Below are 18,212 nucleotides of genomic sequence, written 5' to 3'. Positions count from 1 at the left end.
CCCGAAAGAGATAGGCCAACATGAGATCGACACGCAACAGCGGTCGAGCCCCGGGGCGTGCGTCCTTTTGGATCGGACCGTTCCGGGCCGGGCCGCCGTATCGGGCGGTCAGTCCTCGGCGGCGATCTGCCGGCCGATGATCAGCCGCTGGATATCGCTGGTCCCTTCGTAGATCTGGCACACCCGGACGTCGCGATAGATCCGCTCGACCGGGAAATCCTCCAGGTAGCCGTAGCCGCCATGGATCTGGATCGCGTCGGAACAGACCCGCTCGGCCATTTCGGAGGCGTAGAGCTTCGCCATGGCGGCCTCCTTCAGGCAGGGGACGCCGGCGTCGCGCAGGGCTGCCGCGTGCAGCACGAGCTGGTGCGCCGCCTCGATCCGGGTGGCCATGTCGGCCAGGCGGAACGACACGGCCTGGTGTTCGATGATCGGGACCCCCATGCTGCGCCGCTCCTTGGCATAGGCCAGGGCGTGGCGGTAGGCGGCGCGGGCCATGCCGACGGACTGGGCGGCGATGCCGATGCGCCCGCCCTCCAGGTTGGCGAGCGCGATGCCGTAGCCGCGGCCCTCCTCGCCCAGCATCAGGTCCGGCGTCAGGCGGCAACCCTCCAGCACGATCTGTGCCGTGTCGGAGCAGCGCTGGCCGAGCTTGTGCTCGATCCGCGCGACGGTGTAGCCGGGCGTGTCGGTCGGCACGATGAAGGCGCTGATGCCCCGCTTGCCCGCGGCGGGGTCGGTCACGGCGAAGACGATCGCCACTCCGCCGTTCCGCCCATTGGTGATGAACTGCTTGGTGCCGTCCAGGACCCAGTGGTTGCCGTCCCGCCGCGCCCGGGTGCGGATCGCCGCGGCGTCGGACCCGGCCTCCGGCTCGGTCAGGCAGAAGGCGCCCAGCATCTCGCCGCGCGCCATCGGACGCAGGAACCGCTCCTTCTGGTCGGGCGTGCCGAACTTCAGGATCGGCATGCAGCCGACCGAGTTGTGGACGCTCATGATGGTGGACACGGCGCCGTCGCCGCCCGCGATCTCCTCCAGCGCCAGCGCGTAGGACACATAGTCGGAGCCGGCGCCGTCCCACTCCTCCGGCACGACCATGCCGAGCAGGCCCAGCCCGCCCATCTCGGCGAGCGCTTCCGCCGGGAAGCGGGAGGTACGGTCCCATTCCGCCGCGAAGGGGGCCAGACGCTCGGCCGCGAACTGGCGCGCCATGTCGCGCACCATGGCCTGTTCCTCGGTGATCAGCATGCTTCCCGCCCCATTTCCTTTCCCCCCATATCCTTCCTTTCGTCGGTGACGCGGCGCGCGGTCACTTCTATCTCGATCTTCATGCGGGGGTCGATCAAGCCGCAGACCACGCAGGTCGCCGCCGGCCGGATCTCCCCGAACACCTCGCCCAGCACGGGATGGAGGGCGTCCCAATAGGACGCGTCGGTGATGTAGTAGCGGACCCGCACCACGTCCTCCAGGCCGGCGCCGGCCTGGGCCAGCGCCACCGCGATGGTGCGGAAGGTCTGGCGCGCCTGCTCCGCCACGCCATCGGGGATCGTCCCGGCGGCATAGTCGAACCCGGTGGTCCCGGCGACGAAGATCCAGTCGCCGTCCACCACCGCCCGCGAGTAGCCGGCGATCCGCTCGAACTCCGAGCCGCCGGAAATCAGCCTGCGCGCTGTCATCGCTTCACCGCCTTCCGTCAGTTCAGCCGCTCGACCGCCATGGCCGTGGCCTCGCCGCCGCCGATGCACAGCGACGCGACGCCGCGCTTGAGACCGTGCTTCTCCAGCGCCGCCAGCAGCGTCACCAGGATGCGGGCGCCCGACGCCCCGATCGGGTGGCCCAGCGCGCAGGCGCCGCCATGGATGTTGACCTTGTCGTGCGGCAGGTCCAGCTCGCGCATCGCCGCCATGGCGACCACGGCGAAGGCCTCGTTGACCTCGAACAGGTCGACGTCGCGGGCCTGCCAGCCGACCCGGTCGAACAGCTTGCGCATCGCGCCGACCGGGGCCGTGGTGAACCAGCCCGGCGCCTGGGCGTGGGTCGCGTGGCCGGCGATCGCGGCCAGCGGCGTGATGCCGCGGCGCTCGGCTTCCGACCGGCGCATCAGCACCAGGGCCGCGGCACCGTCGGAGATCGAGCTGGAATTGGCTGCGGTCACCGTGCCGTCCGGGCGGAAAGCCGGCTTCAGCGTGCCGATCTTGTCCGGCACCGCCTTGCCCGGCTGCTCGTCGCGGCTCACCACCGCCTCGCCCTTGCGGGTGCGGACGGCATGGGGCGCTATCTCGGCGTCGAAGGTGCCGTCCTCGACCGCCGTGCGGGCGCGGGTCAGCGAGGCGACCGCGTAGGCGTCCTGGGCCTCGCGGGTGAACTGGTAATGCTGGGCGCAATCCTCCGCGAAGGTGCCCATCAGGCGGCCCTTGTCGTAGGCGTCCTCCAGCCCGTCCAGGAACATGTGGTCGAGCACCCGGCCGTGGCCCATGCGGTAGCCGCCCCGGGCCCGGTCGAGCAGGTAGGGGGCGTTGGTCATGCTCTCCATGCCGCCCGCCACCATCACCGCGTTGGTGCCGGCGGCGATCAGGTCGTGGGCCATCATGGCCGCCTTCATGCCCGACCCGCACATCTTGTTGATGGTGGTGCAGCCGACCGACTCGGGAATGCCGGCCCCGAGCGACGCCTGGCGGGCCGGCGCCTGGCCCAGCCCGGCCGGCAGGACGCAGCCCATGACGACTTCGTCGACCTGGTCCGATGCCAGCCCGGCACGCTCGACGGCGGCGCGGATCGCGGTGGCGCCCAGTTCCGGCGCGGTGGCGGTGGCGAGTTCGCCCTGGAAACCGCCCATGGGCGTGCGCACGGCGGCGGCGATGACGATCGGGTCACCGTCCGGATATCGGCTGGTCATGGGATTCCCCCTCGGTTGTTCGCTCCGGCTGTCCCGCCGGTCAGGCCCCGATGTGACCCGACTGGCCGCCTTCGCGCAAGCGATCGATGAGGAGAACCCGCCGCTACTTGAGGCGCGGCACCGGGACCGAGGCGCCGCCGCCCCCGGGCGCCAGCTTGGTCTGGATCGGCGAGACCACCACGTCGATGTCGGTCCGCTTGGTGTCGTCCTTCTGGATGCTGATCCGGATGGTCGCCACCCGCTGGTCGCGCACGAAGGAGATCGAGGTGCGGCGGGCGCGGACGATGGCGGTTTCCGCCCAGCCCATCTTGGGCATCTCGGTCCGGTAGAACTGGGTCACCTGGATGACGGAATAGGGGGCGTTCAGGATGACCTGGCCGGTCCAGTCGTCGTCGTTGCCGACCAGGACGGTGTCGTCGATCGCGAAGCTGCTGCTCGGCGGGACCGGCAGCTGGGGAATCGTCAGCACGTCGGGGGGAATGCCCGGGGCGCCGTTGCCGGGAGCGTTGGAACCGGATGACGGCGGCAGGGGCTGCGCCACGGCCGGGACCGCCGCCGGACCGGCAAGCCCGGCGAACAGCAGGAAAAGCAACGGGGCGGCGGCGGCCGCCCGGCCTTGACGAGCCATGCTATACCTCAACAAATCTAAACCGTGCGGTCCTGTTTCGACCAGAAAATAACGACATGAATCCTGACGGTGGAAACCTGCCATCCGCCAGCAATCAATAAGGCTCATAAATCACAAAAATTCTCCTAATATGCAAGACTCAGGCGATCTCCTTCAGACCGGATGCCGACACGGCCGGATCGGCCGGACCCGGAGTCCGTGCCGAATGTCATATGACTTATTGCCGGTTTAAAAATGCCGCGGAACTCTGTTAAGAATCGCCCACACCAAACGGACCGCTTGAACAAAAGCGGCCATCGAACAGGGAAGAAATGCTCTTAAAAAGAGCTTGAGACTAGATCAGACGGCCCAGAAGAAGGTCGTTCCAGAAAGTCCAAGATTAGGCCTCGGCAGCGCCGGGGCTTTTTTATTGCCGAACTCCTGTCCCGCTTCCCCGCAGCGCCCGGCTTCGCCCGGTTTTTTGCTATGCAGCATCGTCACCGGCAGGCGCGCCAGCGCCCCATGTCCAGGTGGAAATGGTCGCGGTGGGCGGCGTTGTAGTCGGGTCCCAGCACGGCGTTGAAGAACCGGCAGGCGCCGTCGTTCACGTCGCGCAGGAAAGCTCCTTCCGCGCTTCGGGCATCGCCCCAGTGACGGGCCAGCGAAACGATCCTGCCGTCATCCAGCACGAAGCCCCGGATGTCGATCGCGTTGGCGGTCGCATGCTCGCTGCGACGCCCCGCCGTCCGACCATAGACGTTCCGGCAGTTGTAGGTACCGACATGGTTGACCCGCGCCACGCCCGTCCCCAGGTGACGGCGCGCCGCCGGGTCCAGCACGTGGCGCTCGAACAGGTAGAGCGCCGCGATCAGCGGGCAGGTCGCGACGAACGCGCTGCTGTAGGCGGCGGCGACCTGGCCGACGCGGGCGGTATCAACCAGCCCGCAGCCGTTCTCGACCGGCCGCAGCGGCTGGGGCACCGCGCCGACGCCGGCCTGCTCCAGTGCTGCGAAGCAGGCGCCGGGCTCCTCCCTCAATCCGGCAAGCTGGATCCTCGTGAAAGCCCCGGGTTCTTCCCTCAGGTCGAGCGGTCCCCAAAGCGTCCACGAAGGCGGCACCGTCACCAGCCCAGCATAGATCAATGCAGCTGCAGCACCCGTCATGATGCCGACAAGAAAAAGCAAGAACCTGACCATGGCGGTACCATATAGTCGTCCAGAGGCCTGCAACCAGATCCGACAACTCTGTCGCAGCTACTCGCCATGCTTTGGCCGCAACGCCGCCATAATCAGAGGCAGCCCTTTTTTGTCACGCATCCCGGGACTAATTATCCGCGTTGAGTGTTTTTCTTCCCGGGCACGCGGGCCGTGATCGCCCGCCTCTCCCATCACCGGATCAAGTCAGGATATATGAACGACGAACCGCTCCGCCCGCGCCCCACGCCGGGCTTCGACCGCCGCAAGTTCCTGCTCGCCACGGCCGGCGCCGGTGCCGCCGGGCTGCTGCCGTTCGGGCCCGCCCTGGCCCAGGACGCCGGCCCGCAGCAGGAAACCGCGCCGGGGGCGCCGGCCGCGCCCGCTCCCGCGTTCACCTTCGAAAAGGTGAGGGATCTCGCGCGCGAGCTGGCGAAGCGGGACTATTCGGACGACCAGGGACGGGTGCCGCAGCCCCTGCGCGACCTGTCCTATGACCAGTACCGCGACATCCGGTTCAAGCCTGACCAGGCGGTCTGGCGCGGCGACAAGCTGTTCCAGCTCCAGTTCTTCCACCTGGGCTTCCTCTACCAGCGTCCGGTGCGGATCAACCTGCTGCGGGAGGGCCAAGCCAGCCCGGTCGAGTACCGGGCCGACATGTTCGACTACGGCGCCAACAAGTTCGGCGGCGACCTGCCGGCCGACCTGGGTTTCGCCGGCTTCCGGATCCATTATCCGCTGAACCGGCCGGACTATGCCGACGAGTTGGCCGTCTTCCTCGGCGCCAGCTATTTCCGGATCCTCGGCCGCAACCAGATCTACGGCAACTCGGCCCGCGGGCTGGCGGTCGACACGGCGGCACCGAGCGGCGAGGACTTCCCCGTCTTCCGCGAGTTCTGGATCGAGGAGCCGGGCGCCGACGCGACCCAACTGACGCTCTACGCCCTGCTCGACAGCCGGAGCGCCACCGGCGCCTACCGCTTCGTGCTGCAACCCGGCACGGACACCCAGGCCGACGTGACGGCGTCCGTGTTCCCGCGCCGCGACATCGCCAAGCTGGGCATCGCACCGCTGACCAGCATGTTCTTCTTCGGCGAGAACCGGACCCGCACCTTCGACGATTTCCGCCCGGAGGTGCATGACGGCGACGGCCTGCAGATCGAGACCGGGCGCGGCGAGTGGATCTGGCGTCCCCTGGTCAACCCCCGGGACCTGCGGGTCAGCTCGTTCAGCGACGAGAATCCGCAGCGTTTCGGCGTGGTCCAGCGGGACCGCGACTACGGCCACTACCAGGACCTCGAATCGCTCTACCATCGGCGGCCCAGCTACTGGGTCGAGCCGGTCGGCGAATGGGGCAAGGGACGGGTCGAGCTGGTCGAGATCCCGACCGAGGAGGAGATCAACGACAACATCGCGGCCTACTGGGTACCCGAGCGCCCGGTCCGGGCCGGCGAGGGGCTGGACTTCGCCTATCGCCTGCGCTCGGTGCTGGAGACGCCCGGGCTGCCGCCGCTGGCCCGCGTGGTCTCCACCCGGATCGGTTCGGCGCGGGTGCCGGGGCGCCCCGACCTGCCGAAGGAAGGACGCCACTTCGTGCTGGAGTTCCAGGGCGGCGAGCTGGAAGCCCTGCGGCCCGAGCAGCCGGTGGAGGCCGTCGTCACGACCACGGCCGGCGAGCTTCGGCCGGTGATCGCCCACCGCAACGGGGAGACCGGCGGCTGGCGGGTCTTCTTCGACCTGCTGCCCGACGGCAAGCCGGCCGACATGCGCTGCGTGCTGCGCCTGCGCGGCCAGACGATCAGCGAGACCTGGGTCTATCTCTGGTCGCCCGCCTGATCCCCGATAGAGCTGCCCTTCTGATGGAAAGAACATCCATGTCCGACGCCAAGACACTCCGGCGCACGGCGCTCTGGCGCCGGACGCTCTATTTCGCGCTGGTCATCCTGTCGACGCTGGCGGCCTCCTACCTGATGGCCGACGTGCTCAGGGCCAACGGCTTCACCCCGATCGAGATGGCGATCTTCGCCCTGTTCACGATCAGCTTCGCCTGGATCTCCACCTCGTTCTGGACCGCGACGGTGGGCTTCCTGGTACGGCTGATCGGGCGCGACCCCGCCGGCCTGGACCCGACCAGGCCGGTGGACCTGACCGCCCGGACGGCGATCATCATGCCGATCTACAACGAGGACCCCAGCCGGGTCTTCGCCGGGCTGGAAGCGACCTGGCGCTCGCTCCAGGGCACCGGGGAGGACCGGCATTTCGACCTGTTCGTCCTCAGCGACACCCGCAAGCCGGAGATCGCGGCGGCCGAGGAGGCCGGCTGGGCGGCGCTGTGCCGCCGGGTCGGCGGCGAGGGCCGCATCTTCTACCGCCGGCGCGAGGACAATACCGGCCGCAAGGCCGGCAACATCGCCGACTTCCTGCGCCAGTGGGGGGCCGCCTACGACCACATGCTGGTGCTCGACGCCGACAGCGTGATGTCGGGCGACACCATGGTGGCGCTGTCCAAGCTGATGCAGGACAACCCCGACACCGGCATCATCCAGACCCTGCCGGCGCCGGTGAACCAGGAGACCCTGTTCGGCCGCATCCTCCAGTTCGGCAGCCGGCTGTACGGCCCGGCCCTGGCGAGCGGCCTGTCCTGGTGGCAGCTGGGCGAGGGCAATTACTGGGGCCACAACGCGATCATCCGCACCGGCGCCTTCATCGAGCATTGCGGGCTGCCCGTGCTGTCGGGCAAGGCCCCGCTGGGCGGCGAGATCCTGAGCCACGACTTCGTCGAGGCGGCGCTGATGCGGCGCGCCGGGTGGCAGGTCTGGATCGTGCCGGAGTTGGGCGGGAGCTTCGAGGAGCTGCCGCCGAACACGATCGACTATGCCGTGCGCGACCGACGCTGGTGCCAGGGCAACCTGCAGCACCTGCGCCTGCTGCCGACCCGCGGCCTTCATCCCCTGAGCCGGCTCCACCTGATCATGGGCGTGCTGGGCTATGTCTCGTCGCCGCTGTGGCTGCTGCTGCTGACGCTCAGCACGATCGACATCCTGCACCAGACGGTGACCGGTCACAGCTACTTCCTGCCCGGCTACAACCTGTTCCCCAACTGGCCGGTCTCGAAGATGGCGGAGACGATCTCGCTGTTCGGCGTGACCATCGCGATCCTGCTGCTGCCCAAGCTCTACAGCCTGATCCTGACGGTGGCGAACCCGGCGCTCCGGCGCGGTTTCGGCGGGGCGGGCAAGCTGTGGGGCAGCGCCTTCCTGGAACTGCTGTTCTCGATGCTGCTGGCACCGGCCATGATGCTGTTCCACACCCATTTCGTCGTGGCGACCCTGATGGGCCGCAGCGTCACCTGGAACGCCCAGGCCCGCGGCGAGCGGGGCCTGAGCTTCCGCGAGGCGCTGGGACGGAACGGGCTGCACGTGGCGCTGGGCCTCGCCTGGGGCGCCCTGGTGCTGAACGTGGCGCCGGACTTCTTCTGGTGGCTGGTGCCGGTGATCACCGGCCTCGTCCTGTCGGTCTGGCTGACCGTCTGGACCAGCCGGACCGACGCCGGCCAGGCGGCGCGCCGCGCCGGCCTGTTCCTGACGCCGGAGGAGACCGATCCGCCGGTCGAACTGCGCCGGCTGGCGGCGGCCGAGGCGGAGCCCACTCCCGACGTGGAAGCCGCCAATATCATGCGGGTGCCGCCGACCCGGCCCAGCGCCATCATCGAGCAGAGCCTGACCAACTGGTCTCCCCGTGGTTCAGGTAAAGGCGACTTGAAGGACGGCCGGCAGTCCGGCATCAGGGAGTCATGGCAAAGCTGAAGACCAGGAACCCCTGCACCGACGTCTGCAAGTACGACAGCGACAAGGTCTGCAAGGGCTGCGGCCGCACCCGGGCCGAAGTGAAGGCGTGGAAGTCCTTCTCCGACGAGGAGAAGGACGCCATCAATCGCCGGGTCCGCGAGACCCACCTCAAGGGCAAGGACAGGAAGAAGTAGCGGGTCAGACGACGCGCCGGCCCTCGCGCCAGACCGTCAGCACCACTGGCAGGTCGCCGTCGAGCCTGACCCGGACCAGGTCGGCGCGGCGGCCCGGCTCGATCACGCCGCGGTCGGGCAGGCCCAGCATGTCGGCCATGTTGGCGGTCACCGTGGCGATCGCCCGGTGCAGCGGAATGCCGACCACGCCATGGAGCAGGAACGCGGCATGGAGCAGGCTGGACGGGACATAGTCCGACGACAGCCCGTCCAGCAGCCCCTGCCCGGCCAGTTCCGCCGCCGAGGCGTTGCCGGAATGGGAACCGCCGCGCACCAGGTTGGGAGCTCCCATGATCACCCGCATGCCCGACTGCCGCGCCGCGCGGGCCGCCTGGAGGGTCGTCGGAAATTCCGAGATCGTGATTCCGGCGGCCACCGCCTCGGCGACGTGGTCCTCGGTGGTGTCGTCGTGGCTCGCCAGCCGCAGTGCCCGCGGGCGCGCCAGCTCCAGGATCTGGTCGCGGTGCAGGCGGGCGTAGCGGTGCTGGCTCTCGATCCTGCTGTCCAGGTGGGCCTGGAACTCCGCCTCGGTCCAGTTCTTGGAACGGTAGAACAGGCGGTACTTGGACATCTCCGCCCACTGCCGCTGCCCCGGCGTGTGGTCCATCAGCGACACCAGCCGCAGCAGGGGATGGTCGGCGAACTGCTGGAAGATCTCCACCACCCCGGCGTCCGAGACCTCGCAGCGCAGATGGATCAGATGGTCGGCGCGCAACAGGCCCTGCCCGACGCAGGCGCCGATCGCCCAGACCGCGTCGGCCAGCATGCGCCGCCGCTCCCCGCCGCTGTCATAGTCGCCGACCGAGATCGCGTCGAACACGGTCGTGATGCCGGCGCCCGCGACCTGGAGGTCATGGGCGATCACCGCGGCCTTGGGCGACGGCCACATCACGCCGGGGCGGGGCGAGAAATGCTTCTCGAGATTGTCGGTGTGCATCTCGATAAGGCCGGGCAACAGGAAATCGCCCTCGAAGTCCAGCGCGCCTGGAAGGTCTCCGGCGGAGTCGTCGATCGCCGCGATCACGCCGTCGCGGATCGAGAGGCTGCCGGTCGCGATGCCGTCGCGCCCGACGATGCGGGCATTGGTGATGTTGGTTTCCATGCCCTCGCGAACCGTCTATGAAGGGAATCATCTAGATGACTGCCATTGCCCGAGTATGTGAAGCGGCGGCGGCGATGTAAACAATCCATATCGGCAACCTACCCGGGGACGCAGCCTTCATGAACCTCGACCGCGGCGCCGGCATCGCCCTGTGGCGCCAGATCGCCGAAGAACTGCACGGGGATATCGAGCGAGGCACCTTTCCTCCCGGAAGCCGACTCGCCACCGAGGAGGAGCTGGCCACCCGGTTCGGCGTCAACCGCCATACCGTCCGGCGGGCCTGCGCCCTGCTCCAGGACCAGGGGTTGGTGCGGATCGAGCAGGGCCGCGGCACCTTCGTGCAGGAAGGCGTGATCGACTATCCGCTGACGGAGCGGACCCGGTTCAGCGAGAACGTCCGCAGGCAGGCGCGTACGCCGTCGGGCGAGGTGCTCCGGGCGACGGTGCTTCCCGCCGACGCCGCGACGGCCAGGGCGTTGGGCCTGGCCGTCGGCGACCCGGTGTCGCTGGTCGAGCTGCTGTCGCTGGCGGACGGCCAGCCGATAGGCATCGCGGCGCATCACTTCGCAAAGGCGCGCTTTCCCGACCTGATCGCCACGTACCACGAGGCCGGCCGGATCACCGAGACGCTGCGCCGGCTGGGCGTCCCGGACTATACCCGCAAGACCACGCGGGTGACGGCGCGGCTACCCGACAGCTACGAGATGCGCCACCTGAAGATCGCGCGGACGACCCCGGTGCTGGTGACCGAGGCGGTCAACATCGACCCCGCCGGCCGCCCGCTGGAATTCGGCGTCGCGCGCTTCGCCGCGAACCGGGTGCAGGTGGTGGTGGACGGCTGAGCCACTACGGCCCGGTCCCGGAATTATAATTTTTTTCAGTTGTTCATGTAATTGTGTATCTGATTTTCAGGCAATGTCATGAACGCGCGCAGCGCACTCGTCATCTTGTCGCTTCTGGTCATGTCCTGCGTGCCGACCACCGGCGAACGCTACTCTTCGGATCGGGGCGGATATTCCGGCCGAAGCCAGGTCCAGGATCTCCATTGGGCCTGCCAGGCCGGGAACCGGCGTGCCTGCGTGGCACTGGGGGCGGCCATCGAACGGCAACAGGATGCCCGGCGCGACTTTTGGGATCGGCGCGACCCTTGGGATCGACACGACCGCTGGAATCGGCGCGACCGTGACTGGAATCGCCACACCCGCGACGACCGCTTCATGCCGGCCCCTCCGGTCCGGCGCGACAACAGTCCGCCCAACCCGGGGCTGGCCGCCGAACGGCGCCGGGACGCCGAGCGTAACCGGACCATGGACCGCAACGACCGCGACAACCCCTTCCTGAACGACCCCCGCTTCCAGCGCAACGACGATCCGCGCAACCCGGGGGCGGCCGCCCAACAGCGTCAGGGCGGTGGCAACGACCGCGACAATCCTTTCCTGAACGATCCCCGCTTCAGTGGTCCCGCGCAGTGATTTCCATGGGCGTGTCGGGATCGGTCGGGCATTCACCCCAGCAGCGGAGCGTTGACGCGGGGTGTCGACCTCCGGCCGAGGTCGACCTACGGAAAATCAAACAACAACGCTGTGCCGAGCCGCTAGGGGATTCAGGTTCCTGAGGCGGATCTACCCCGCCCCATCAGACCCCGCACCAGCCGCCTCACCGCCGGAAGGCGCCCGCCGGAGCTGTGGGCCGCTTCTATATAATCGAACATCATGGCCGAGTCGGCCGGCCCCAGCGGGTCGTAGTGCGGCCGGAACCGCCCGCCACGCACCGCGACCGCCTTCAATGCGGTCATCTCCAGCAGCCCTTCCGCCCCGCGCGTGGTGCCGAAGCCGCTGGCGCCCCGCCCGCCGAAGGGCAGCCTGGGATCGGCGGTCGGCACGATCAGGTCGTTGACCGTCACCGCCCCGGCCCGGATCCGGCCGGCCAGGGCCAGCGCCTGCTTTTCCGGGCCGAAGACGGCCGCTCCCAGGGCGTAGTCGCAGTGGGATGATGCCGCCAGCGCATCCTCCTCGCCGGCGACCGGCACCAGGGAGAGGACGGGCGCGAAGATGTCCTCCCGCAGCAATCCAAGCTCGGGGACGGCGTCGGCGACCAGCAGGGGCGCCATCTCCGGCTCTTCCGCGCGGAACGGGCGGCCGATCAGCCGGCAGCCGGCAGCCTCCGCCTCCTCCACCAGCCGGGCGACCTGCTCCCGGATGCGTTCCGGCACGGCGACGGGCGCCGCGTCCAGGACCAGGGGAGCCAGCCGGCGTTCCAGGTCGAGCGCCAGCGACCGGTCGGCGAAGACCCGGCGGGGCGCTATGCAGGTGGCCCCGCCGTTGAGCCGCACCCCGTAGGCCAGCGCCCGGGCCGCCATGTCCGGATCGGCGCCGGGCAGCACGAAGACGGCGTCGTTGCCCGACAGTTCCATCACCGCCGGCGTCAGGTGCTCCGCCAGGTCGGCCAGCACGCGCCGGCCGGTCGCGACCGAGCCGGTCAGCACCACCTTGTCCACTCCGACGGCGATGGCCTCCCGCCCCGCCTCGACCGAAGCGTCCAGCAAGTGGCAGAGACCGTCCGGCAATCCCGCCTCGCCGAGCAGACCGAGCAGCGCCTCCATCGGAGCGACGCAGCCGGGCGCCGGCTTGACCAGGACCGCGTTGCCGGCGGCGAGCGCCTGGACGATCTGGACGCCGGGCAGGAACAGGGGATAGTTGGACGGCGCGATCACCAGCACGACGCCCAGCGGATCGCGCCGGATCTCCGCCGCCACGCCGAACAGCCAGGCCGGCCGGCCGCGCGATCCCAGCCTGCGGGGCGCCAGCAGCCCGGCCGCCTCCCGCTCCAGGAACCGGCAGGCGTCGAGCAGAGGCAGGATCTCCAGCGCCGCCGTCTCGCCCGGTGCCCGGCCGGGACGCTCGCCGACCGCTTCGGCCAGGGGGCGGGCGTCGCGCGCGATCAGGCGGCGCAGCCGGGCGACCACATCCAGCCGGCCGGCCACGGCGGTCCGTTCCCAGGCGGCCTGAGCGGACCGCACCTCCGGAATAATCTCGGCGATGCCGAGAGGGTGCTGGACTTCGGGAATCATCAATCCAGTTTCTGTCGTGCCATGACGATCCATTATGCCCCATTCCTTCCGGCGGACTCTCGCCAAACTCCCCATCGATTAAAACCAATCGAAAGAGTTCCCCCATTCGCTCGCGAAATGGTCTTAACCGGGCTGGAAATGGGCAGATACGTCGAACCTCGCCTCATTCAACAAACAGGGAGCGGATTCCAGAATGCCGAACGGGTCCCCGTATCCAGTGTCGCGAAGCCATGGTGACGCGCCATGAGCCGCCGGATCGTGATCGTCGGTGCGGGACCGGGCGGTCTCGCGTCAGCCATGCTGCTGGCCAAGACGGGAGCCGACGTCACCGTCGTTGAGCGGCTCGACCGGATCGGCGGCCGTTCGTCCACCATCGAGGCGGAGGGCGGCTACCGTTTCGACATGGGCCCGACCTTCTTCCTGTATCCCCGCGTCCTGAAGGACATCTTCGCCGCCTGCGGCAAGGACCTGGACCGCGAGGTGGACCTGATCCGGCTCGACCCGCAATATCACCTGGTCTTCGAATCCGGCGGCGAGCTGAAGGCGTCCGGCAATCCGGCCACCATGGCGGAGCAGGTGGCGCAGCTGTGCCCGGCCGATGCCGCCAACCTGCCGCGCTTCATGGCCGACAACCGGCGCAAGCTGGCTGCTTTCCGGCCGGTGCTGGAGAAGGCCTTTTCCAGCGCGCTCGACCTGCTCGACCCGGCTCTGCTGAAGTCGCTGCCGCTGATGCGGCCCCACCAGTCGGTCGATGCCGACCTGGGCCGCTATTTCTCGGACCCGCGGGTGCGGCTGGCCTTCTCGTTCCAGAGCAAGTACCTGGGCATGTCGCCGTTCCGCTGCCCCAGCCTGTTCACCATCCTGTCCTTCATGGAATACGAGTTCGGCGTGTTCCATCCGCGCGGCGGTACCGGGGCCGTCATGGCGGCGATGGCCCGGGCCGCGACCGACATGGGTGTCCGCATCCGCCTGTCCGAGCCGGTCGAGGAGATCCTGTTCGAGGGCCGGAAGGCGGTCGGCGTCCGCACCCCCGCCGGCGAGTACAAGGCCGACGCGCTGGTGCTGAATTCCGACTTCGCCCAGACCATGAGCCGGCTGGTGCCCAACCATCTGCGCCGGCGCTGGACCGACGAGAAGATCGAGCGCAAGAAATTCTCCTGCTCGACCTTCATGCTCTATCTGGGGATCGAGGGCGAGTTGCCCGACCTGGCCCACCACACGATCTACCTGACCAAGGACTATGCCCGGAACATCAAGGAGATCGAGGACGGGCTGGAACTTCCGGCCGAACCCAGCTTCTATGTCCAGAACGCCTGCGTCACCGACCCGGAACTGGCGCCCAAGGGCCACAGCACGCTCTATGTGCTGGTCCCCGTCGCCCACCGCACCGGCGGGATCGACTGGCAGCGGGAGAAGGCGCGCTACCGGTCGCTGGTGCTGAAGCGCCTGGAACGGATCGGCCTGACGGACATTGAGAAGCGCATCCGCTACGAGAAAGTCCTGACGCCCGAGGGATGGGAGAACGACATGCAGATCTATCGCGGCGCCACCTTCAACCTGGCCCATTCGCTGGACCAGATGCTCCATCTTCGGCCGCGGAACCGGTTCGAGGACCTGGAAGGCGTCTATCTCGTCGGCGGCGGGACCCATCCCGGCAGCGGCCTGCCGGTGATCTTCGAGAGCGCCCGCATCACCAGCCGCCTGATGGCCGACCAGCTCGGCCTGTCACACGACTGGGAGGCCGGGACCCGCATGGCGGCCGGCCAGTCGGCCCTGATCCAGGAGCGCGCATCATGAGCGGCGGGACCGGAGGAAAGATCGGCGTGATCGGCGGCGGGCTGGGCGGGCTCGCCGCCGCCTGCACGCTGGCGGCGCGCGGCCACAAGGTCGTGCTGTTCGAGGCGAACGCCTGGGCCGGCGGCAAGGCCGCGGTTCTGGAGGAGGGCGGCTTCCGCTTCGACATGGGGCCGACGATCCTGACGGTGCCGCGCGTGCTCCGGCGGATCTTCGCCGAGGCCGGGCGCGACCTGGACCAGGAACTGGACCTGGTCCGGCTCGACCCGCAATGGCGCTGCTTCTTCGAGGACGGCTCCGTCCTGGACCTGGTCGAGGACGTCGAGACCATGGCGACCGAACTGGACCGCTACGCGCCGGGCAGCAATTCCGGCTCGGGTTACCGCGACTTCATCGCCCGCTCCAAGCGGCTGCACGAGGTGTCGGACCGGTTCTTCTTCTGGAAGTCGGTCGAGGACATCAAGGACACCCTGAACTTCAAGGCGAACCTCAACGCCTCGACCCTGTCCGACGTGCTGAGCCTGCGCATGGGCTCCACCGTCGCCGGCACGGTGCGCAAGCATGTGCCCGACGCCCGGATCGCGCAGATGCTGGACCATTTCGTCCAGTATGTCGGCTCGTCCCCCTATGGCGCTCCGGCGGTGCTGTGCTCCATCGCGCACATGCAGACGGATGGGGGGGTCTGGTACCCCATGGGCGGCACCCGCGCCGTGCCCCTGGCGCTGGAGAAGCTGGCCCGGGAGCTGGGCGTCGAGTTCCGGCTGAACACCGGGGTCCGGAAGATCATCACGTCCCAGGGCCGCGCCACCGGGGTCGAGACCACGACCGGCGAGACAGTCGGGCTGGACGCGGTGGTGTCGAACATGGACTCGGTCCGGACGTACCGCGAGCTGGTCGGCGGCGAGGTCGGCGTCAACTTCGAACGGAAACGGAAGCCGGAGCCGGCCTGCTCCGGCGTCGTGCTGTATCTGGGGCTCGACCGCGCCTACGAGCATCTGGCCCACCACGACTTCGTCTTCTCCCGCGACGCGGAGGAGGAGTTCGACTGGATCTACCACAAGGGCGAGCCGGCGCCGGACCCGACCTGCTACATCGCGGCCCCGGCCCGGACCGAGCCGGGCGTCGCCCCCCCGGGCGGCGAGGCTCTCTACGTCCTGGTCCACACCCCCTATCTCCGCCCGCACCACGACTGGTCGAAGATGCTTCCGGCCTACCGCAGGGTGATCCTGGACAAGCTGGCGCGGACCGGCGGGATGAAGGACCTGGAAAGCCGCATCAAGGTCGAGCGCTGGCTGACGCCCCAGGACATCCACGACCGCTATCGCGTGCTGAACGGCGCCATCTACGGCTTGGCGAGCCACGGCAGGTTCTTCGGCGCCTTCAAGCCGGGCAACAGAAGCCGCGAGCTGGCAGGCCTCTACCTGGCGGGCGGCGCCGCCCATCCGGGGCCGGGCATGCCGATGGTCATGATGTCGGGCTGGATCGCGGCCGACACGCTGGACCAGGACATGGGCGGCGCCGTGCAGCCGGCGGCGTTCGAGACGGCTCCCCGGCCGACGGCCAGCGTGGCATGACGCCGGCCGAGGCGGTGCGGTCATCACGGTCGCCCCGCATCGTCCGGCTTTTCGGCCCCTATATGTGCCGCTACGTCGCGCGCCGCTTCCACGGCGTGCGGCTTGCGCGCGGCACGCTTCCCGACCTGTCTCCCGACCGGCCCGTGATCGTCTGTTCCAACCATCCCTCATGGTGGGACCCGGCGATGTTCATGGTGCTGGCGACGCTGCGCTTCCCCGAACGCTTCGGCTACGGCCCGATGGAGGCGAAGGCGCTGGAACAGTACGGCTTCATGCGCCGGATCGGTCTGTTCGGGATCGAGCCCGGCACGCCGCGCGGTGCGGCGACCTTCCTGAAGGTCTGCACCGGGCTGCTGGAAGATCCCCGCACCATGCTGTGGATCACGGCGGAGGGGAGCTTCACCGATGCCCGCGTCCGGCCGGTCTCCCTGCGCCCCGGCATCGCCCATCTGGCGCGCCGGGTCGAGGGCGCCTCGGTCGTGCCGCTGGCGCTGGAATATCCCTTCTGGGACGAGCGCACGCCCGAGGCGCTGTGCCGCTTCGGGCCGGTGATGCGGAGCGGCGGCGGCACGGTCGAGGAATGGCAGACCCGGCTGGAGACGGCGCTGGCCGAAACCATGGACGCCCTCGCCGCCGACTCCATGGCCCGCGACCCCGCCCGATTCGAGCCGCTGATGCGCGGCGCCGCCGGCGTCGGCGGCGTCTACGACCTGTGGCGCCGCGCCAAGGCGCTGGCCCGCGGCGAACGCTTCCACCCCGAACACGGCAGGGATCACCCGTAATGGAGAATTTCGCCTGGGTCTGCGCCTGGCTCGCCATGATTCCGGCCGTGATGACCGTGTGGAACCTGCTGCTCTACCGCCCGCCGCCGAAGTCCGGCCAGGTGTCGGCCGGAGGGCTGGCCGGCGTTTCCGTGCTGATCCCGGCCCGCAACGAGGCGGACAAGATCGAGGCTTCCGTCCGGTCGGCGCTGGCGAACGCCGGGGTGAACCTGGAAGTGGTCGTGCTGGACGACCACTCGACCGACGGCACGGCCGACGTGGTGCGCGCCATCGGCGATCCGCGCGTGCGGGTCGAGCAGGCGCCCGCCCTTCCCCCGGGGTGGTCGGGCAAGCAGCATGCCTGCTGGCATCTGGCGAAGCTGGCCCGGTATCCGCTGCTGGTCTTCGTCGATGCCGACGTGAGGCTGGCGCCCGACGGCCTCGCCCGCATGGCCGCCTTCATGGCGAAGCACCCCGCCGCCGGCCTCGCCAGCGGCTTCCCGCGGCAGGAGACCGGGACATGGCCGGAGCGGCTGGTCATCCCGATGATCCATTTCCTGCTGCTCGGCTACCTGCCCTTCGTCGGGATGCGGCTGTCCGGGGCGCCGGGGCTGGGGGCGGGATGCGGCCAGCTCTTCATCGCCCGTGCCGACGCCTATGCCCGCGCCGGCGGCCATGCCGAGATCAAGCAGTCGCTGCACGACGGGATCAAGCTGCCGCGCGCTTTCCGCCGCGCCGGCATCCATACCGAGCTGTTCGACGCCGACGACGTCGCCACCTGCCGCATGTACCGCAACGGGACCGAGGTCTGGCAAGGCTTCACCAAGAACGCGACCGAGGGGATGGCGACGCCGGTCGGGCTGCCCGTCTGGACCGTCCTGCTGGCGGGCGGGCATATCCTGCCGTTCCTGCTGCTTCTCGGCCTGCTGCTGTTCGACGGCCCGCCCGAGGCGCTGTTCCCGGCCTGCGTCGGAATCGCCGTGGCGCTCGGCACCCGCCTCGCCCTGGCGTTCCGCTTCGAGCAGAGCATCGGCAGCGCCTTACTGCATCCCGTAGGCGTCGCTTTCATGCTGGCGATCCAGTGGTCGGCCCTGTGGACTTCGCTGCGCGGCCGGCCCTCCACTTGGCGCGGGCGGGCTTATCCCACGGGCGAGTCATGATGTTCGGGCCGCCCGACTGTTGCACCTGCAAAGA

The 18,212-nt window shown here is 69.2% G+C and carries 16 protein-coding genes; 9 read left to right on the top strand and 7 right to left on the bottom strand.

What is annotated here, in order from left to right:
- Positions 1 to 108 precede the first annotated feature (108 nt).
- The 5 genes from JL101_RS00445 to JL101_RS00425 form a co-directional block, all read right to left on the bottom strand.
- A complete protein-coding gene (locus JL101_RS00445; RefSeq protein ID WP_203098715.1) occupies positions 109 to 1,248 on the bottom strand; it encodes an acyl-CoA dehydrogenase family protein in 1,140 nt (379 codons plus the stop codon).
- Positions 1,242 to 1,676: a RidA family protein gene (locus JL101_RS00440; RefSeq protein ID WP_203098714.1), complete on the bottom strand. Its 435-nt coding sequence runs from the start codon at positions 1,674 to 1,676 to the stop codon at positions 1,242 to 1,244. The genes JL101_RS00445 and JL101_RS00440 overlap by 7 nt, the downstream gene beginning before the upstream one ends.
- A 17-nt stretch (positions 1,677 to 1,693) precedes the next feature.
- Positions 1,694 to 2,896, bottom strand: coding sequence for an acetyl-CoA C-acetyltransferase (locus tag JL101_RS00435; RefSeq protein WP_203098713.1), 1,203 nt, complete (start codon positions 2,894 to 2,896; stop codon positions 1,694 to 1,696).
- 103 nt (positions 2,897 to 2,999) lie between these two features.
- Positions 3,000 to 3,524 (bottom strand): hypothetical protein, encoded by a 525-nt coding sequence (locus tag JL101_RS00430; protein WP_203098712.1) that lies wholly within the window; start codon positions 3,522 to 3,524, stop codon positions 3,000 to 3,002.
- A 476-nt stretch (positions 3,525 to 4,000) separates the two neighbouring features.
- On the bottom strand, positions 4,001 to 4,699 hold the full coding sequence (locus JL101_RS00425; protein ID WP_203098711.1) for an extensin-like domain-containing protein: 699 nt from the start codon (positions 4,697 to 4,699) through the stop codon (positions 4,001 to 4,003).
- A gap of 213 nt (positions 4,700 to 4,912) precedes the next feature.
- Here JL101_RS00425 and JL101_RS00420 point away from each other — a divergent pair, with 213 nt between their 5' ends.
- Genes JL101_RS00420 through JL101_RS00410 form a run of 3 tightly spaced genes read left to right on the top strand, consistent with a single transcriptional unit; the run spans position 4,913 to position 8,678 of the window.
- A complete protein-coding gene (locus JL101_RS00420; protein WP_203098710.1) occupies positions 4,913 to 6,532 on the top strand; it encodes a glucan biosynthesis protein in 1,620 nt (539 codons plus the stop codon).
- 38 nt (positions 6,533 to 6,570) lie between these two features.
- Entirely contained in the window at positions 6,571 to 8,502 is a 1,932-nt protein-coding gene (mdoH, locus tag JL101_RS00415; protein ID WP_203098709.1) for a glucans biosynthesis glucosyltransferase MdoH, read from the top strand.
- Positions 8,490 to 8,678 carry a DUF1289 domain-containing protein gene (locus JL101_RS00410; protein WP_203098708.1) on the top strand — a complete coding sequence of 63 codons (189 nt, stop codon included), beginning with the start codon at positions 8,490 to 8,492 and terminating at the stop codon, positions 8,676 to 8,678. The genes mdoH and JL101_RS00410 overlap by 13 nt, the downstream gene beginning before the upstream one ends.
- A 4-nt stretch (positions 8,679 to 8,682) precedes the next feature.
- Here JL101_RS00410 and JL101_RS00405 read toward each other — a convergent pair whose 3' ends face one another.
- Positions 8,683 to 9,819 carry an alpha-D-ribose 1-methylphosphonate 5-triphosphate diphosphatase gene (locus JL101_RS00405; protein ID WP_203098707.1) on the bottom strand — a complete coding sequence of 379 codons (1,137 nt, stop codon included), beginning with the start codon at positions 9,817 to 9,819 and terminating at the stop codon, positions 8,683 to 8,685.
- 119 nt (positions 9,820 to 9,938) lie between these two features.
- Between JL101_RS00405 and phnF the strand changes: the two genes are divergently transcribed.
- Both phnF and JL101_RS00395 read left to right on the top strand, forming a co-directional pair.
- Positions 9,939 to 10,661, top strand: a complete 723-nt coding sequence (gene phnF, locus JL101_RS00400; RefSeq protein ID WP_203098706.1) for a phosphonate metabolism transcriptional regulator PhnF — start codon at positions 9,939 to 9,941, stop codon at positions 10,659 to 10,661.
- Positions 10,662 to 10,739: 78 nt separating this feature from the next.
- Positions 10,740 to 11,291, top strand: coding sequence for a hypothetical protein (locus JL101_RS00395; protein ID WP_203098705.1), 552 nt, complete (start codon positions 10,740 to 10,742; stop codon positions 11,289 to 11,291).
- Between the two features lie 131 nt (positions 11,292 to 11,422).
- Here JL101_RS00395 and JL101_RS00390 read toward each other — a convergent pair whose 3' ends face one another.
- Positions 11,423 to 12,889 (bottom strand): aldehyde dehydrogenase family protein, encoded by a 1,467-nt coding sequence (locus JL101_RS00390; protein WP_203098704.1) that lies wholly within the window; start codon positions 12,887 to 12,889, stop codon positions 11,423 to 11,425.
- A 243-nt stretch (positions 12,890 to 13,132) separates the two neighbouring features.
- On the opposite strand from JL101_RS00390, the gene crtI reads away from it, so the two are divergent.
- From crtI to JL101_RS00370, 4 genes are read left to right on the top strand one after another with little or no spacing between them, the layout of a single operon-like run.
- The gene (gene crtI / locus JL101_RS00385; protein ID WP_203098703.1) at positions 13,133 to 14,686 is read left to right on the top strand and encodes a phytoene desaturase family protein; all 1,554 of its coding nucleotides are present in this window, start codon (positions 13,133 to 13,135) and stop codon (positions 14,684 to 14,686) included.
- Positions 14,683 to 16,257 (top strand): phytoene desaturase family protein, encoded by a 1,575-nt coding sequence (locus JL101_RS00380; RefSeq protein WP_203098702.1) that lies wholly within the window; start codon positions 14,683 to 14,685, stop codon positions 16,255 to 16,257. The genes crtI and JL101_RS00380 overlap by 4 nt, the downstream gene beginning before the upstream one ends.
- Positions 16,254 to 17,039: a lysophospholipid acyltransferase family protein gene (locus JL101_RS00375; protein WP_203098701.1), complete on the top strand. Its 786-nt coding sequence runs from the start codon at positions 16,254 to 16,256 to the stop codon at positions 17,037 to 17,039. Before JL101_RS00380 ends, JL101_RS00375 begins: the two co-directional genes overlap by 4 nt.
- Positions 17,039 to 18,178: a glycosyltransferase gene (locus JL101_RS00370; RefSeq protein ID WP_203098700.1), complete on the top strand. Its 1,140-nt coding sequence runs from the start codon at positions 17,039 to 17,041 to the stop codon at positions 18,176 to 18,178. The genes JL101_RS00375 and JL101_RS00370 overlap by 1 nt, the downstream gene beginning before the upstream one ends.
- Positions 18,179 to 18,212 lie beyond the last annotated feature (34 nt).

Origin of the sequence: Skermanella rosea, from assembly GCF_016806835.2 — a bacterium.
GTDB classification, from domain to species: Bacteria; Pseudomonadota; Alphaproteobacteria; order Azospirillales; family Azospirillaceae; genus Skermanella; species Skermanella rosea.
The sequence above is the reverse complement of the archived record's forward strand: the minus strand, read 5'-3'. Positions and strand labels throughout refer to the sequence as shown.

What these genes read in the sequence shown, in the direction of transcription:
- JL101_RS00445 (WP_203098715.1), bottom strand. Translation starts at nt 1,248, where the DNA reads ATGCTGATCACCGAGGAACAGGCCATGGTGCGCGACATGGCGCGCCAG.
- JL101_RS00440 (WP_203098714.1), bottom strand. Translation starts at nt 1,676, where the DNA reads ATGACAGCGCGCAGGCTGATTTCCGGCGGCTCGGAGTTCGAGCGGATC.
- JL101_RS00435 (WP_203098713.1), bottom strand. Translation starts at nt 2,896, where the DNA reads ATGACCAGCCGATATCCGGACGGTGACCCGATCGTCATCGCCGCCGCC.
- JL101_RS00430 (WP_203098712.1), bottom strand. Translation starts at nt 3,524, where the DNA reads ATGGCTCGTCAAGGCCGGGCGGCCGCCGCCGCCCCGTTGCTTTTCCTG.
- JL101_RS00425 (WP_203098711.1), bottom strand. Translation starts at nt 4,699, where the DNA reads ATGGTCAGGTTCTTGCTTTTTCTTGTCGGCATCATGACGGGTGCTGCA.
- JL101_RS00420 (WP_203098710.1), top strand. Translation starts at nt 4,913, where the DNA reads ATGAACGACGAACCGCTCCGCCCGCGCCCCACGCCGGGCTTCGACCGC.
- mdoH (WP_203098709.1), top strand. Translation starts at nt 6,571, where the DNA reads ATGTCCGACGCCAAGACACTCCGGCGCACGGCGCTCTGGCGCCGGACG.
- JL101_RS00410 (WP_203098708.1), top strand. Translation starts at nt 8,490, where the DNA reads ATGGCAAAGCTGAAGACCAGGAACCCCTGCACCGACGTCTGCAAGTAC.
- JL101_RS00405 (WP_203098707.1), bottom strand. Translation starts at nt 9,819, where the DNA reads ATGGAAACCAACATCACCAATGCCCGCATCGTCGGGCGCGACGGCATC.
- phnF (WP_203098706.1), top strand. Translation starts at nt 9,939, where the DNA reads ATGAACCTCGACCGCGGCGCCGGCATCGCCCTGTGGCGCCAGATCGCC.
- JL101_RS00395 (WP_203098705.1), top strand. Translation starts at nt 10,740, where the DNA reads ATGAACGCGCGCAGCGCACTCGTCATCTTGTCGCTTCTGGTCATGTCC.
- JL101_RS00390 (WP_203098704.1), bottom strand. Translation starts at nt 12,889, where the DNA reads ATGATTCCCGAAGTCCAGCACCCTCTCGGCATCGCCGAGATTATTCCG.
- crtI (WP_203098703.1), top strand. Translation starts at nt 13,133, where the DNA reads ATGAGCCGCCGGATCGTGATCGTCGGTGCGGGACCGGGCGGTCTCGCG.
- JL101_RS00380 (WP_203098702.1), top strand. Translation starts at nt 14,683, where the DNA reads ATGAGCGGCGGGACCGGAGGAAAGATCGGCGTGATCGGCGGCGGGCTG.
- JL101_RS00375 (WP_203098701.1), top strand. Translation starts at nt 16,254, where the DNA reads ATGACGCCGGCCGAGGCGGTGCGGTCATCACGGTCGCCCCGCATCGTC.
- JL101_RS00370 (WP_203098700.1), top strand. Translation starts at nt 17,039, where the DNA reads ATGGAGAATTTCGCCTGGGTCTGCGCCTGGCTCGCCATGATTCCGGCC.